The following is a 14,442-nucleotide window of genomic DNA, read 5'->3' as shown; positions in this document are numbered from 1 at the left end:
CAAAGCCAAGACAACATGGAACGACTGGTAACCATTAATGGTTTTATAGCGACACGAATATGACAACTGAAGTTCACAAATGACTTTCCAGAGAATCATCTATTAAAGGGTGGAAATTACTATGGTTAAAAAGGATAAAAACAAAGCTGCCAGATAGCGCTCCAGATATAAAATGGGCGTATCAAGAACTAGCCAAATTGGGAGGCTGGAAAGATACAAAGCGCACAGGGCGAGCATCAGTTAAAGTGATATGGCAAGGATGGCTCACATTACAAGCTATCCTTGAGGGCTACGATTTAGCAAAGTCTCTTGAGTCAGACTTGTGACTAAGAGACAGGCTTATACTGGCTTTTTTATTTGAGTTCGGCTTTGAGTTGTGTTGCAACTTTGTCTGCAATAGATAAGCTGGCAGTGAGGCCCGGAGATTCTATACCGAATAAGTTAATCAATCCTGTAAGTCCATGTCGTTGAGCGCCCTCGATTTGAAAATCTTGTTGGCCTTGGCACTGAGTTTTTGGGCGAATGCCAGCGTAGTCTACTTGCAAGCGGCGATTATCTACTTGTGGCCAATATCGTTTTATTGCTTGATAAAATATGTCTATGGCACTGGCGTCAGTATCGTAATTGAGGTCATTGATGAAATGTGTGTCAGGTCCAAAACGTAGTTGTCCCGCTAAATCTAAAGTAGCGTGAATGCCCAAGCCGTGCTCTTCAGGGACTGGGTAAATCAAGTGTTTAAAAGGGTGCTTACCTTGATAGCTAAAATACTGGCCACGGCAATAGTGAAGCGGTGGCACATTAATTGGTGCCAACCCTTCTATTAAGGTAGCGTTTTGCTGAGCAAATAGCCCGCCAGCATTTATCAGGTTGTGACAAAGCAATTTAAAAGGCCCGCCATCACAGCTCAGTGTTACAATGAACCCGCCACCTGTTTTGGGGGTAGCCGCAAGGAATTTCGTGCATGGTACATATTGCCCGTGATTGCTCTCTAGTTTCCCAAGGAGCGACAGCATAAATTGATGGCTGTCTAGAATGCCTGTAGAGGGAGAATATAAACCAGCAATGGCATTTAGCTCAGGGGCTTTTAGCGAAAGCTCCTTATTGCTTAACCAGTACAGATCATCAACCCCATTGTTCTGAGCTTGCAACAATAACGACGCTAACTTTTCTTCTTCTTGTGCGTTTTGAGCGGTGAGGACTTTGCCTATTTTGGCATGTGGAATGCGGTATTCCTCACAGTGTCGGTAGAGTTTCGCTTTTCCTTCAACGCAAGCTTGCGCTTTTAAACTGTCGCTTGGGTAATAGATACCTGCATGGATAACCTCGCTATTTCTACTACTGCTATGTTCACCAAATTGGTGTCCTTGTTCGACCAGGATGACTTCACGATGCTGACTTAACCTAGCCGCAACGGCAAGCCCGACGACACCTGCACCGACTACCAAAGTATCTACCTGTTCCATTTTTATTTACTCCCAAACTGGACGCCTTGTTGCTTACTGTGTAGCAACAATAACACCAATAGGCCTGTGATATTTGGAGGCACCTACCTCAATACCATAGTGGACCCAATTTTACTTTACAGCACGTTCAATGACCGCAGCAGTCATTCTTGAAACACAACATAACTCTCCCTTTGCATTGGTTATTTTGACTTCCCATACTGAAGTACGCTTACCTAAGTGAAGAGGCTTCGCAGTTGCAGTTAAGAGTCCATTGCGAGAGGCTTTGAGATGATTGGCATTGATCTCTTGTCCTACGCAATAAAAGCGTTCAAAATCAACCGCAAAGTTGGCGGCATAACTGGCTACGGTTTCTGCCAAAGCGACATTGGCACCGCCGTGGACCATACCTATTGGGTTATGATGGTGTGGGGTTGCAGGCATCGTTGCGACAAGGTAATCATCACCAATTTCACTGATTTCTATACCAAGTGTCGCCATTAAAGAGCCTTTACCATGAAGCCCTTTATCTAAAGACTGACATAGTGCTTTAGTAACCGGTCTATACCAAATACTCATGTATAAATGCTACCTAGATTAGCCAAAAGAAATGGGTTTTCTGCCCGTGTTACTATCAACCTGAGGTTGTTTATTGCGTTTCTTATTGGACTGTTTTTTTGTTTGTTTTTGGCTCGAACCTGTGACTTTTTGTGGTTTTTTGACAGGTGTAGCCGGTTTCGGATTTGGTGTCGCACCCTCTGCTAATGTCAGTACAAATGTATCGCCATCAAAATCTAGGCTGTCACCTGAGTACATTTTTTTACGCTTTTGAGTGCATAGTTTATTATTAACCGCAACATACCCCGTCGCTATTAGCTGCTTGGCTTGTCCGCCAGTCTCAGCAAAGTCTAGTACCTTTAGTAGGTTACAAAGTTCAATAGGCTCTTCTTCGAGTTCAATTTCGATGTATTCTTGATTCATATCACAACTCTAAACACGTCTTTGCGACAGTATACCGCGCAGACAAGATGAATGACGAAACTTTTTCGTGAATGTGCTGGTCTTTAATGTAAATGCAGCAATTGGTGTGTATTTTGCCTGCAGTTTTAATTAATTCCATTATGACAACACTGGGAGACCTACGATGGGTATTCGCTCTGCATTAAAAAAAGAATTAATGAATTTAGATGCACTGGGTTTAATGACCGCAGATGACGTACGCGCATATCTAAATGCTCACCTAAAGAGAGCGAAAGACAAATTCGTGTTAATTTCGCGCTTCAACACGCATCATAGCCAAGTTCAGGCAGGGCTACCGAGCACTGAGAAGGGCTTAAAATTTGAAAGACACCGCTTGTTTAGAGATGTGTTGTACCCCAAATCTGCGGTGCAAAAGTGGGCGGCGCAAACCCATTAGTCCAACTTTTTTTAGTGCGCTATGATGATGCATATTCGCACTCATTTGGCACGCGATAATGAGAACATCTGTTGCTTTAAACTCAACAAGACAGCTATGATTTAGGTAGTACTTCCTGCACCTTTTTTGTGTAATGTAAGCTTTTATTTATATTTTCTAGCGCCGGCTCGAAAGGAAGCACATAACCACTCATTGTCATCACTGGAAACTCATTGATAAGATTTGCATACATTTTTTGAGTCCCTGGTAAAAGTAGAAAGTCGATAAATGCCAATGCGTTTTTCTTGTTTGGAGCGTGCTTGGCGATGGCCGCTGTAGTGGTTGAAACAGGTGTTTTACCGTTTGCCATTTGCAAAAAGTGCATCTCAAGTTGCGTTGCAAGTTTGACATCTTGCTTATTAGAAGACTGTTTCATCATGTGCCAATAATAATGGTTTGCAAGTGCAAACTGACACTGGCCTTTTGCTAAAGCGCGCAACTGATCTCTGTCTCCCCCTGAAGGACGTTTGGCTAACAATTGGTTCGCCTTTTTCAGCCAGTTTGTATTAGCGGGGTTATCACTTGCTAATAGACTGGCAAACAAAGTCCGATTATAACTGTGTTGCCAGTCTCTGACACAAAACTGCCCGACAATCTTAGGATCGCTGAACTGTGTAAAGTGATTCGGTATACGGGTAGTTGTTTTACGCTTTGAAAACAGGGCACGAGTACGCATTGAAAGGCTCACCCAGCGCTGATCTGGATCTTTAAATACACTGGGAACTTCGGGCCACCTTTGCAAGTCAGTCATCGGTTGTAGTAGATCTCGATGTGCACTAAGTTGAACAAGGTCGGAACTCAATATGACATCAGCCCTTGAGCCTTTCCCATCACTGCTCAGCCTAGAAAGCAAAAACTGTGATTTGCCATTAACTAGGTTAACGCGAACACCACTTTGTTTTTCAAAGGCGTCTAACATTGGTTTGATTAATTCATATTTTCGAAACGAGTAAACGTTGAGTTCTTCGTTTTTGGCTAAAACTTGGTTACTTAGTAGCAAAATGGGGTAAAAATAGCAAAGTTTACTTTTAATCATCGCGAATAAGAATTATTATCAAGTGGTGCAATGGTACAGTGTTATGAGCGTATGTCTAGAGTAAAAAAGTGGGATAAAGTATTTCAATCGCCGGCCAAGTTTGGTGGGTGGATATACGGTGTGTATTTGTGTGTAATTTGCTATGTTGGGTTTGAATTTAATACACACTTTAAACAGCGCTCCCTTCATCAGCTAGAGCAGCATGTGTCTCAATATCAGTCTCGCTTAAATAATCAATTGCAGCGATTTGCGCATTTACTTTACTCCATCGAAGCTTATCAAAGAGCAAGTTCAGATATCACACCGGAGCAGTTTTATCATTTAGCGCAGTCTCAACTTGCTGGCTTGGAGTTGGAGCTGAGTTTAGAGTCCTATGCCATTATTGAGCGGTCGCAGGTGCTTAGCTTGGAGCAAAAATACCGCTCTTTGGGTTTTTTTGACTTTACGGTGCGTCTGCCCAATCGTGACAGTGGTTTGTTTTTGACAACGCTTAAGGCGGCGCCGGTTTCTGAGTTTGGTCATTTATTGGGCTCAGCTGTGGCCATCGTGGACCCATTTATTCAGCGGATAGGGAACAATGAGCTACAAGCTGTGAAGTGGCATCAGGCACAGCGGTGGAGTGTTGTGATTGAGCAGTTTGATATGCAGAGGCCGCAAGCGCTGCGTGCTTTAGGTATTGGGTTTCAGTTGAACCATTTGCTGGAGGGATTATTTGGTCAGCTGTATCAAACCAGTGGCCATCATATGCACGTGATTGCCAACGAGCACTTGGTCTTTTCCTCTGATTGGCAAAATCAGTTTCAATTAACAGAAAAGCAAGCGGGTATTACTGAAGAAATCGACTTTTTCGGTACACCAATATCAATGCATCTCTATACGCAAGCACAGCTTACCCCATCGTTATTAAACAACTATACCTTGATAATTTTGGCTGTGACATTGATTGCCGCGGCATTGGGTTTCATGGTGTTGATGCAGGTACGATATTTAACGGCTCGGCACGATACGATTAATAACCTTGTTGAAGAGCGAACAGCAAGCCTGGCACAAGCAAATCAACAAATCCAACATGAATCTAATAAGCGTCTTGCTGCGCTGCAACAGCATATTGTTGCGGAGCGTAAATATAAAAGCTTATTTGTCAATAGCAGCGAAGGTTTGTTTGTATTAGATAAATATGGTGTTTTAGTCGATGCCAACCCCGCATTTAGATCGCTGCTGCTCGGTGATGCGCACCAGAATACGAGATTAACTTTGAGTGACTTGATGCTAGATGGCGATGTCGCTGAGCGGTGGCAAAAAATGGTTGAGCAGCTGCAACCACATGAAGAATTAGAATGGTTAGCAGGATCAGGGCAAAGCCGTGGTGTTTGGGTAAGGCAAACGGGGTCATGGATCTGCCATAGCCATGAGGTGATCTATGAAGGGCGTATTACCGATATTACCGCGCTTAAATTGTTTAACGAGCAACTTAAATACAAAGCACAACACGATAGCCTAACAGACTTACTTAATCGACAAACTTTTTTGCAATTGGTAGAAGCTAGCCGCACAGAGTCTCCTGGGCAATTTGTTTTACTTTACCTAGATTTAGACCGCTTCAAGTTAATTAATGACACATTAGGTCATTTAGCGGGTGACAAGTTATTGATTGAGTTTGCCGCGAGAATGCGGGAGTTAGTGGGTGGATTTGGTGATATTGCACGTTTAGGGGGGGATGAATTTGCGATACTACTTGATGTAGAGAAGTTAACTGCGCCCCTTGAGCTATTACTTGAGGATATTTTGGCTGCCATTCGGGTGCCATTTGAGTACCAAGGTATGGCTCATACCGTAAGTGGCAGTGTCGGTGTTAGACGTTTTACCGCACCTTGTTTGAATTATGAGGCGGAGAAACTCTTACATGATGCCGACGTGGCCATGTATGAGGCTAAGAAGCGTGGTAAAAATGACTACCATATATTTACATCTGCGATTGCTGATGAAGCGTCGCGCAGGCTACAAGTTGAAAGAGAGCTGCAAACGCTCGATATGGACCAAGAACTGTCGCTGCGTTTTCAACCTATCTATTGTAGTTTTGGTAAGAACATTGTTGGCTTTGAAGCTTTGGTGCGTTGGCATAGCCCCCAATTAGGTGTGGTTAGTCCCGCAGAGTTTATTCCCATTGCTGAAGAGTGCGCGCAAATTGTTAAGTTAGGGCAATGGGTATTTAAAAATGCCATGCTATTTAAACATCAACTACCTGATGATGACCTTTTTATCAGTATCAATGTATCTCCAATTCAATTGCAACATAAAGGGTTTATGAACTGGTTAATGGCGCAATTTGAGGATGCTAAGTATCGTCCGTCACACTTTAAAATAGAATTGACAGAATCAGCGATGATGACGGAGGAGAATTCATTGGTCGCGCCGTTGCAAAAACTCCATGGCCTTGGGTTTGGTATTTATATCGATGATTTTGGCACGGGGTATAGCAGTTTATCTAGACTGAATGTGTTGCCGGTAGATGGCGTGAAAATTGATAGAGCGTTTATCAATGGCATAGAAGGCACTGGTAAACCAAGACAGCTGATAGAAGCTATTTGTGCTATGGCAAAAAGTTTCAATTTAACCGTCACAGCAGAAGGTATTGAACAATTAGCTCAATTGCAGACCTTGTCTACGCTTTACTGCCAGCAAATGCAGGGATACTTCATGAGTAAACCGCTCAGTGGTTTTGAAGCGCTTCAGCTATTGCATCATCAGGCATCAAAAAATTTGTTAAATGAAGTGAGTTAAGTGTTGACCTAAACTTAACTTAAGGTTTTAAGGTGTTGTTATTCGATTAAGGGATCAACAGAGTTACATTGAGGAATTACATGAACCAGACACAATTAACCACTTATTTATCAAAGTTAGATATTGAGAAACAAGCCTCCTATGATTTAGCGCTTGTTAGTCAGATAGTACAAGCTCATATCAAGCATTACAGCTTTAGCAGCTTTAATGCAATGCAAAACAAATTACTGAGTGTGGATAATGATGATTTGTTTGAGCGCTTGATCATGCAGCAACAAGGTGGTTATTGTTTTGAACATAATAAAGTTGCAATGTTAGCGCTGCGGGCCTTGGGTTTTGAAGTATCTCCATTACTTGGGCGTGTGCTGTTAAATGGCACCACCACTAATCCTCGAACGCACCGCTTAACGCATTTAAAATATAATGGTGCGGCTTATTTAGTGGATGTTGGCTTTGGGGTCAAAACGCCGCGTATACCTATCCCAATTGATCGCTCCACCCAAGTTCGTGAAGGTATAAACCTATATCAAGTAGAAAGGACAGCCCACAGTGTCACGGTTTCACTGGTGCAGCCAGAGCAGATCTCGTTATATCAAGTTGATTTGCTAGATACCTATGAAAGTGATTGTGATGTGGGTCACTTTTACAGTCACCAACATCCAGAAGCAAGCTTTGTTAATAATCTCGTGGTTTCAAGGATTTCAGAACATGAACGCTTTGTGTTACGCAATCTTACTTACTTGTATTTAAATGAGCTAACAGGTGAGCAAATTGAAGTATCTATTGAGAGTGTTACGCAGTTGCTTGAGTTACTCAGTAACATATTCTATCTGGAACCCACTGTATGCGAAGTGAGATGGATTTTTGATAAAATGCTTACTAGGCGACAACAAGCCAACTAAGCTTTCGCTCAGTTGGCTCATCCTATTTTAGCTTTTATTCAATTGTTCAATAAAGCTAGATGAATCAGCGATAGAGCGGTTCATATCCGTGATTAAACTCTGAATATCACGCTTTAAGTTGGTGAACTCGCCTTTGATTGCAGCAATAGCTTGAGCATTGAGATTATGCTTTAGATATAAAACATTGTCTTTCATTGAGTCCAAGACGGGTTGCATCTTGGCTTCGCTTTTGCGCATCGAACGGATCAGCTTTTTATATTGTTGTTGGGTTTGCAGCAATTTCTTTTCACTGCTGCGCTTAAGCTGTGGGTTAGAATATTGTTCTAATTCTGTTTGCCACTCTTCAAACAGCGCTTCTGCAACAGACTCAACCTTATTGATATTGGCCGTGACGGTTTGTGCAGACTTTTGACTCGCTTCATAATCACTATTCAATTGCTCGTATACGGTTTGTAATTCTCCGCCATCAAAGTCAATCAATACAGAGAGTCTCTCAAGTGCACTTTGAAACTCTTGTTGAGACGCTTGCTGCGAAGCTTGAGTATCTTCAACACGGTCAACGAGAATATCTCGTTTGTGCACACCTATTTGTTCCCATGCCGCATAATAGGCATTTTGTGCGCTTTTACAGCCGCCCAGAAGAGAGACAACTAAAATTAAAACGGTTATTTGTACGTACTTTAGAGGCATACTTTATCCCTTTACTTTAAATGGCTACTTTAAATTATGAAGCGGATTGGTAATATGTGCAAAGCAATCATTATCATTGAATCATCATGAAGCAACATTGGCCAACTGTGAAAGCGCAATTGCGAACCTATATAGCAGCTCAACCGAGCTGGTGGAAACGCTTTTTTGAGCGCTGCAAAGAAGATCAACTGACAATTAACGCTGGGTATTTAGCCTATGTCACGCTATTGTCTTTGGTGCCCTTGATAGCGGTGGGCGTTGCGATATTTACTGCTTTTCCTGGATTTGAAAATACTCGCCTGGCAATAGAAAACTTTATATTCACCAACTTTGTGCCGACCTCAACCGATACCATTAAATCTCATATTAGTGCTTTTGCAGGTAATGCGAACCAAATGACAGCGGTAGGGATAAGTTTTTTGGCCGCGGTGGCGCTATTACTCATTCGTAACGTAGACAGTGCACTCAATCGAATTTGGCGAGTTGAAAGTAAACGACCATTGATGATTTCCTTCGCTATTTACTGGATGGTTTTGACCTTAGGGCCAGTACTATTAGGGGCAAGTATCGGTGTGACTTCGTATATAGTCTCATTGGTATCTTTTGCCGATCAGGGGATCCCAGGATTTAGTGGCTTGCTACTTAAATTACTGCCTTATGTAATTTCAATGGCGGGCTTCATTATGCTCTATACTTTAGTACCAAATACACGTGTGTCGTTTCAAGCCGCGATACCCGGTGCGCTGTTTGCCGCTTTTCTATTTGAGTTAACAAAGCGGGGGTTTGCAATGTATATCAGTCACTTCCCGTCTTATGAAGTGATTTATGGCGCATTGGCGACGATCCCTATTTTGTTTGTGTGGGTGTATTTATCGTGGATAGTGGTATTACTAGGAGCAGAATTTACTGCTTGCCTAGAGGAGCACCATGGCAAGGAGACTAACACACCTCAAGAATGAGTTAAGTCATGACCTTACTTTATCAGCCAAGTGCTGTATTACGTAGCTTTCATTTACCCGTCTCCCATGGTCATCAGATACATGTGGAAGAGTATGGCAATCCAGAAGGGGTTCCCGTTCTGGTGTGCCACGGAGGCCCGGGTGGAGGCTTACACAAACTGACTCAGACTTACTTTAATCCTACCCGTTATCGTATCATCTTATTTAGCCAGCGAGGGTGTGGTAATTCATCTCCGCACTCGCTAGAACACAATAACACCGACCTCTTAGTCGCGGATATGTTGGCATTGTTGGATTACCTAGACTTGCCGAAGTGTGTAATTGCTGGCGGTTCGTGGGGAGCAACTTTAGCATTGTTGTTTGCGCAGCGTCATACAGAAAGAGTGATAGGTCTTATCATATGGGCTAGCTTTTTTGCCGCCAAAGATGATTTGGCGTGGCTATACGGTGCTAGTGGAGCGGGTGCACAGTTTTATCCGGAGCGTTTTGCTATTTTCTCCCATGCTGAAACGAACCATGAGCGTGTTTTAGAAATCTATAAAGAGCAGTTGTTTGGTGAAGACGAACTATTGCAGCATAAAGCGGCTCAGTTGTGGCTTGACTGGGATAAGCAACTCAGTGTTGAAATCCAATTACAGCGTTATCAATTACAGTACGGTTGTCATTTGGTTACACAAGCGAAGTTGATGGTGCACTATATGTCGGCGCGATGCTTTATCGAAGAGCTGCAAATTCTCCACAATGCGCAACGCATTACTCAGTTACCTATTTGGATAATACACAGCCGTCAAGATCTTGTCTGTCGATTTGCAGCGGCTCAAAAGTTTGCCGAGCAAGTACAAGCGCGTTTTTTAATTTTAGAAGGTGTTGGGCACAGTGCGACAAATAAAGTATATTCGGAGGCCATTCGTAGAGCAGCAGATCTATTGCTGTGTAAAATAGACAAAAATAGAGGTTGATGTGCAGGGACTCATTCAAAGGGTTAAATTCGCGAAAGTTGAAGTGGGTAGTGAAGTCGTAGGTGAAATTGAGCAAGGGATATTGTTATTACTCGGAGTAGAGAAGCTGGATGATGAACATCATGCTGATAAATTACTCCACAAAGTCAGTAACTATCGCATTTTTAGCGATGACGCGGGCAAAATGAATTTGAGTCTCAAGGATATTAACGGCGAGTTGTTAGTGGTGTCTCAATTTACGCTCGCCGCAGATACTAAAAAAGGCATGAGGCCGAGCTTTTCTTCAGCAGGCACACCTCAACAAGCACTGTCTTTATATGAGTATTTTGTTGCGCAAGCCAAAGCGTCTGGTTTAACAGTCGCAACAGGTGAGTTTGGTGCCGATATGCAGGTGAGTCTATGTAACGACGGCCCTGTGACATTTAACTTATCGGTTTAGCGCTCGATAACAATTATGTAATTTGAATAGCCGGGCACATTATGGATATGTGGCTTCTTACCAAAATTAATAATAAGCAAATGCTCTAATTGCTTAAGTTGGGACTCATGCTCAGCAATAAAATTAATGAATAGCATGCCTTGTTCAGAGAGTGTATTACGCAACAAGGTATAAAATTTGTGTTGATATAAAAATCGTGGCGCATCTAACTCACTGAACAAATCCAATATTATCCAATTGAATGGCGCTGTGCTTTCTAATTCCAGAATTTTGTAGGCATCATTGCAATTGACTTCACTAATATGATCGCCGCCAAAGTAGCGTTTATAGCAGTGAATAATGTCCGGGTTGTTGTCGACAGAAATAATCTGACAATCGTCATGAACGCTGTGCAAATAGTCCCGGATCGCGCCGGCTCCTAATCCCAGCTCCAATACGCGTTGGGGAGGTGGACATTTTTGCCATAAGCCCTCTAGCACTTGCAAGTGGGGAAACAGCAAGTGTTCTGGGTGGTTCAGTTCAACGATTGACTGTAACGTATTGTTTATTAGTAACCAACGAAGCGTTTTTTCTTGTCTAACTTGAATGCTCGTTTTTCCATGCTTATGCCAATATAACAAGTGACCTAGCTGGTGGCTTTGGGTTACGAAATCGCTGCTGACGGTTCCTGATTCAGTTAAAAATTCCTGCATAGTTACATCAGCATAGTTAAGGATTGAGGTAATTCCACTGTGTATAGATGATTTTACACATTTAGTCGATGATTTCCCCCTGAGCATTTCCTGTTCAGGGTTTTTCTTGTAAGGTAGAAAATAAAAATTGGCACTAACGCAGGTGTGCTCAAAAAGGAGTAAATATGTTTCCAGTAACTTCACCTCAAAGTAGTCAGGATTGGCAGGATTACTATCAATTACGTTGGCAGGTGCTTCGAGCACCTTGGCACCAACCTAGGGGATCTGAACAGGATGACCTAGAGCAAGAGTCTGAACATCGATATATCAAAAACAATGAAGGCGAAGTGCTGGCAGTTGCTAGATTGCATTTCAATAACCATATGCAAGCTCAAGTCCGTTATATGGCTGTTGACGAATCGCATCGTGGTCAACATTTAGGTAGCCGTTTATTACACGAGCTTGAGAAAATAGCGTGGACCCAAGATGCACAAGAGCTAGTGCTTTTTGCCAGAGAGCGTGCGTTGGCATTTTACGAGCGCCATGGATATCAAGTGATGGAAAAGGCGCATCTAGCATATGGTGATGTTCAGCATTGGAAGATGGTAAAACAAAAGCCATCCGAGCCTGGTTGGTTCCGTCACCCTGATTGGACACTGGTATTGCAAGATACCTGGCGCGAGTCTATTCCCATTAGTGATGCGATGGGGATCAAGGTTGAGAGTTATACCGATTGGCAATTTGAAACCAAAGCTGACTTAAAAGCGAATCTAAATTTACATAACTCGATGTTTGCCGGCTCGGTTTATAGCATGGCGACACTAACCGGTTGGGGTGCGACTTATTTAGCGCTCAAAGAGCATAACTTAGAAGGGGATATTGTATTGGCTGATGCCAATATCAAATACCTTAAACCTTTGACCACAGCGCCAGGTGCGACTGTCACTCTGTCTGAATGTGAAGGTGAACTGTCTGAGTTAGAAAGTGCCGGAAAAGCGAGGTATACAGTACCGGTCAATGTATATGATGGCGATGTGTTAGTAGCAAAATTCTGCGGAGAATTTGTCATCATAGCTAAGTAAGTACAATGGCGATCAAGAAAACTAAGCGCTTGGTCGCCTAATCGGTTTAAAGGAGATCTGTAATCGCAATACCAATACCTAATCTCTGGATGTGTGCGTTGTAGTCAATTAGGCTTTCGCCATAGCCATTAAAATACTGAGCATAGCCTCTTACCCTGCCTGTGATCGGGAAAGACCAGTCCAACTGAACTGCGCCTCGATTATCACCGCCAGCGTTATTTCTTAGCATCATGCCAACTTCGTGATCATTGTTAAAGCGATATGCCCCACTGAGTTCGAAATAACCCATGTATTTGTGGATATCGGGATTGTCATCCCCTTTGGCAGAGGTTGCGTCAGGTTTATCATCTTCAGGAAGCCTGAACCATGGTTTGAAGCTAAAGACGAAACCATCGTATTCCCATATGAAATTTGCATAGATGCGGTTCCATGAGCGAGAATTAGGCTGACTGCGTCCATTGGACTGGTGGGAGATCCCAAGGACGAATGCCATTTCGTCTCCCCAAAGGACATTTTCGTCATCTAGGAAATTAATCCAAAATATTTCTGGTTCGTAATTTGTTTCACGAAATGGAGACGAAATATCTTTGTTGTAAACCTGCCAGTAGGACTGCAAAGTAACGCCCATATAGATTGCCTGATCTTTGTCTTCGAAATCATGATAAATAGGCAGTTTTAAAGAAATTTGGTACTTTGCCTCGATGTTATCAAGCGGTTCACCTTGTTGCTCCCCCTTGTCCATAAAGCGGTCAAAAGGGCGGTTATTTGGATTTTTAATATAGGAAACTGGCAATATGTAGTTGCGGTGGTGTGGTGTCAGGACATTGCGGTTTTCTTCTGTAACACGCTCTCTTGCGATACGTTTGTCAAGCTGACTCAAGCCACCAATTTGTTGCTCACAATACTGACGAACCTCTTTTATGGTTGTATTTTCGTCCCCAGACATAGCTTGGCTAAGGATACATTGGTTGAGGGCTTCTATTTCGTCCGCAGAAGCTTTTTTGGCAATGGCTTGTTGTGCCGGAAGCATTATCAGTGCGGCCATAGAGAGCAGTTTAAAGTCCATATTACTTTCCAATTTTTAAGCAGTATTTGTAAGCATGTATAAGAAGCTGGCAGTTTGCGATTTATAGCATGTCAAGTTGAGCGCTATAGTATAAGTAAGTGGATTAAAATCCTAGTCCAAAAGGCATAAATCAAGTTTGAGGGGAGGGCATCACGCAATGTTCTACGTGATGCAATCAATAACTAGTCATCTAGCCTTGATACAATGAAATAAGGGTTTAAGTATGACTCTTTTTGGTTGTACTTAAGGGGAGAGCCGTCTCGTTGCGTTATAGTAGCACCTGCAATTTCGGCTACAGCATGTCCAGCGCCTGTATCCCATTCACATGTTGGGCCAAGGCGAGGGTATACATCAGCTTCTCCTTCAGCAACCAGACACAACTTAAGGGAGCTGCCTTTGGGAACCATTTCAACATCATCAAATTGGGCTAAGTAATCAGCCAACTCAGGTGATGGATGGGAGCGAGAGCCAACAACTTTTATTTTACCCTGTTTACTTTTACGTGTTACTTTAAGCTCGATGCGCGCTTCATCACACTCTCTGAACGCGCCAATGGCTTTTGCTGCAAGGTAACAGGTTTTGAGTGCCGGAGCATAAACGACCCCCATTGTCGGAGCGCCATTTTCGATTAGAGCGATATTAACCGTGAACTCGCCATTTTTTTTGATGAATTCTTTAGTGCCATCAATAGGGTCGACGAGCCAATAACGCTGCCAGGTTTGGCGTTCTTGCCAGCTAATATCTGCACTTTCTTCGCTCAGTATGGGAATATCGGGAGTCAGACGCTGCAAGCCCGCGGTGATAACACGGTTTGCGGCAAGATCTGCATCTGTTACAGGGCTGTCATCACTTTTGTAATCGATCGCAAAATCTTTGGCGTAAATGTGCATAATTTCTTCGCCTGCGAGTCGCGCAAGTTCGACAAGTTCTTCTAGCAGATCTGTATCGTTCATGAGTAT

General features: G+C 42.9%; 15 protein-coding genes and 1 pseudogene. 8 read left to right on the top strand and 8 right to left on the bottom strand.

Annotated elements, in window-relative coordinates:
* A pseudogene (locus N482_RS24355) lies at positions 1-326 on the top strand (IS4 family transposase); the annotation flags it as partial.
* Positions 327-353: 27 nt separating this feature from the next.
* Here the strand turns inward: N482_RS24355 and N482_RS13075 are convergent.
* The 3 genes from N482_RS13075 to N482_RS13065 all read right to left on the bottom strand — a co-directional run bounded on the left by N482_RS13075 (position 354) and on the right by N482_RS13065 (position 2,423).
* Positions 354-1,463 carry an NAD(P)/FAD-dependent oxidoreductase gene (locus tag N482_RS13075; RefSeq protein WP_063377451.1) on the bottom strand — a complete coding sequence of 370 codons (1,110 nt, stop codon included), beginning with the start codon at positions 1,461-1,463 and terminating at the stop codon, positions 354-356.
* A 111-nt stretch (positions 1,464-1,574) separates the two neighbouring features.
* Positions 1,575-2,021 (bottom strand): PaaI family thioesterase, encoded by a 447-nt coding sequence (locus N482_RS13070; protein WP_063377450.1) that lies wholly within the window; start codon positions 2,019-2,021, stop codon positions 1,575-1,577.
* 18 nt (positions 2,022-2,039) lie between these two features.
* The gene (locus N482_RS13065) at positions 2,040-2,423 is read right to left on the bottom strand and encodes an RNA-binding S4 domain-containing protein (RefSeq protein WP_063377449.1); all 384 of its coding nucleotides are present in this window, start codon (positions 2,421-2,423) and stop codon (positions 2,040-2,042) included.
* 163 nt (positions 2,424-2,586) lie between these two features.
* Between N482_RS13065 and N482_RS13060 the strand changes: the two genes are divergently transcribed.
* Positions 2,587-2,859 (top strand): hypothetical protein, encoded by a 273-nt coding sequence (locus tag N482_RS13060; protein ID WP_063377448.1) that lies wholly within the window; start codon positions 2,587-2,589, stop codon positions 2,857-2,859.
* Between the two features lie 94 nt (positions 2,860-2,953).
* Here the strand turns inward: N482_RS13060 and N482_RS13055 are convergent, their stop codons facing one another.
* Positions 2,954-3,817 carry an extracellular solute-binding protein gene (locus N482_RS13055; RefSeq protein ID WP_231100864.1) on the bottom strand — a complete coding sequence of 288 codons (864 nt, stop codon included), beginning with the start codon at positions 3,815-3,817 and terminating at the stop codon, positions 2,954-2,956.
* Between the two features lie 147 nt (positions 3,818-3,964).
* Here N482_RS13055 and N482_RS13050 point away from each other — a divergent pair, with 147 nt between their 5' ends.
* Together N482_RS13050 and N482_RS13045 are read left to right on the top strand one after the other, a co-directional pair.
* On the top strand, positions 3,965-6,715 hold the full coding sequence (locus tag N482_RS13050) for a putative bifunctional diguanylate cyclase/phosphodiesterase (RefSeq protein WP_231100863.1): 2,751 nt from the start codon (positions 3,965-3,967) through the stop codon (positions 6,713-6,715).
* A gap of 80 nt (positions 6,716-6,795) precedes the next feature.
* Entirely contained in the window at positions 6,796-7,617 is an 822-nt protein-coding gene (locus N482_RS13045) for an arylamine N-acetyltransferase family protein (protein ID WP_063377446.1), read from the top strand.
* 27 nt (positions 7,618-7,644) lie between these two features.
* Here the strand turns inward: N482_RS13045 and N482_RS13040 are convergent, their stop codons facing one another.
* Positions 7,645-8,307, bottom strand: coding sequence for a DUF2959 domain-containing protein (locus N482_RS13040; protein ID WP_063377445.1), 663 nt, complete (start codon positions 8,305-8,307; stop codon positions 7,645-7,647).
* Positions 8,308-8,393: 86 nt separating this feature from the next.
* On the opposite strand from N482_RS13040, the gene N482_RS13035 reads away from it, so the two are divergent.
* The 3 genes from N482_RS13035 to dtd are packed head-to-tail and all read left to right on the top strand — an operon-like array spanning position 8,394 to position 10,664.
* Positions 8,394-9,266 carry a virulence factor BrkB family protein gene (locus N482_RS13035; protein WP_063377444.1) on the top strand — a complete coding sequence of 291 codons (873 nt, stop codon included), beginning with the start codon at positions 8,394-8,396 and terminating at the stop codon, positions 9,264-9,266.
* A gap of 8 nt (positions 9,267-9,274) precedes the next feature.
* The gene (locus N482_RS13030) at positions 9,275-10,225 is read left to right on the top strand and encodes an alpha/beta fold hydrolase (RefSeq protein ID WP_063377443.1); all 951 of its coding nucleotides are present in this window, start codon (positions 9,275-9,277) and stop codon (positions 10,223-10,225) included.
* Position 10,226: 1 nt separating this feature from the next.
* Positions 10,227-10,664: a D-aminoacyl-tRNA deacylase gene (gene dtd, locus N482_RS13025; RefSeq protein ID WP_063377442.1), complete on the top strand. Its 438-nt coding sequence runs from the start codon at positions 10,227-10,229 to the stop codon at positions 10,662-10,664.
* On the opposite strand, the gene N482_RS13020 is transcribed toward dtd, so the two are convergent.
* Entirely contained in the window at positions 10,661-11,356 is a 696-nt protein-coding gene (locus N482_RS13020; RefSeq protein WP_063377441.1) for a spermidine synthase, read from the bottom strand. The genes dtd and N482_RS13020 overlap by 4 nt on opposite strands.
* A 164-nt stretch (positions 11,357-11,520) precedes the next feature.
* Between N482_RS13020 and N482_RS13015 the strand changes: the two genes are divergently transcribed.
* Positions 11,521-12,417, top strand: coding sequence for a bifunctional GNAT family N-acetyltransferase/hotdog fold thioesterase (locus tag N482_RS13015; protein ID WP_063377440.1), 897 nt, complete (start codon positions 11,521-11,523; stop codon positions 12,415-12,417).
* 46 nt (positions 12,418-12,463) lie between these two features.
* Here the strand turns inward: N482_RS13015 and N482_RS13010 are convergent, their stop codons facing one another.
* Positions 12,464-13,483, bottom strand: coding sequence for a phospholipase A (locus tag N482_RS13010; protein ID WP_063377439.1), 1,020 nt, complete (start codon positions 13,481-13,483; stop codon positions 12,464-12,466).
* Between the two features lie 182 nt (positions 13,484-13,665).
* Entirely contained in the window at positions 13,666-14,436 is a 771-nt protein-coding gene (gene cysQ / locus N482_RS13005) for a 3'(2'),5'-bisphosphate nucleotidase CysQ (RefSeq protein WP_063377438.1), read from the bottom strand.
* Between the last annotated feature and the right edge of the window lie 6 nt (positions 14,437-14,442).

The organism is Pseudoalteromonas luteoviolacea NCIMB 1942 (assembly GCF_001625595.1).
Lineage (GTDB): Bacteria > Pseudomonadota > Gammaproteobacteria > Enterobacterales > Alteromonadaceae > Pseudoalteromonas > Pseudoalteromonas luteoviolacea_A.
This window is presented reverse-complemented; position numbering and strand designations above follow the sequence as displayed.

Bases quoted from the DNA above. Each gene is read 5' to 3' on its own strand.
- N482_RS13035 (WP_063377444.1), top strand. From the start codon at position 8,394: ATGAAGCAACATTGGCCAACTGTGAAAGCGCAATTGCGAACCTATATA.
- N482_RS13050 (WP_231100863.1), top strand. From the start codon at position 3,965: ATGGTACAGTGTTATGAGCGTATGTCTAGAGTAAAAAAGTGGGATAAA.
- N482_RS13010 (WP_063377439.1), bottom strand. From the start codon at position 13,483: ATGGACTTTAAACTGCTCTCTATGGCCGCACTGATAATGCTTCCGGCA.
- N482_RS13060 (WP_063377448.1), top strand. From the start codon at position 2,587: ATGGGTATTCGCTCTGCATTAAAAAAAGAATTAATGAATTTAGATGCA.
- N482_RS13055 (WP_231100864.1), bottom strand. From the start codon at position 3,817: ATGTTAGACGCCTTTGAAAAACAAAGTGGTGTTCGCGTTAACCTAGTT.
- N482_RS13065 (WP_063377449.1), bottom strand. From the start codon at position 2,423: ATGAATCAAGAATACATCGAAATTGAACTCGAAGAAGAGCCTATTGAA.
- cysQ (WP_063377438.1), bottom strand. From the start codon at position 14,436: ATGAACGATACAGATCTGCTAGAAGAACTTGTCGAACTTGCGCGACTC.
- N482_RS13070 (WP_063377450.1), bottom strand. From the start codon at position 2,021: ATGAGTATTTGGTATAGACCGGTTACTAAAGCACTATGTCAGTCTTTA.
- N482_RS13015 (WP_063377440.1), top strand. From the start codon at position 11,521: ATGTTTCCAGTAACTTCACCTCAAAGTAGTCAGGATTGGCAGGATTAC.
- N482_RS13030 (WP_063377443.1), top strand. From the start codon at position 9,275: ATGACCTTACTTTATCAGCCAAGTGCTGTATTACGTAGCTTTCATTTA.
- N482_RS13020 (WP_063377441.1), bottom strand. From the start codon at position 11,356: ATGCAGGAATTTTTAACTGAATCAGGAACCGTCAGCAGCGATTTCGTA.
- N482_RS13075 (WP_063377451.1), bottom strand. From the start codon at position 1,463: ATGGAACAGGTAGATACTTTGGTAGTCGGTGCAGGTGTCGTCGGGCTT.
- N482_RS13040 (WP_063377445.1), bottom strand. From the start codon at position 8,307: ATGCCTCTAAAGTACGTACAAATAACCGTTTTAATTTTAGTTGTCTCT.
- N482_RS13045 (WP_063377446.1), top strand. From the start codon at position 6,796: ATGAACCAGACACAATTAACCACTTATTTATCAAAGTTAGATATTGAG.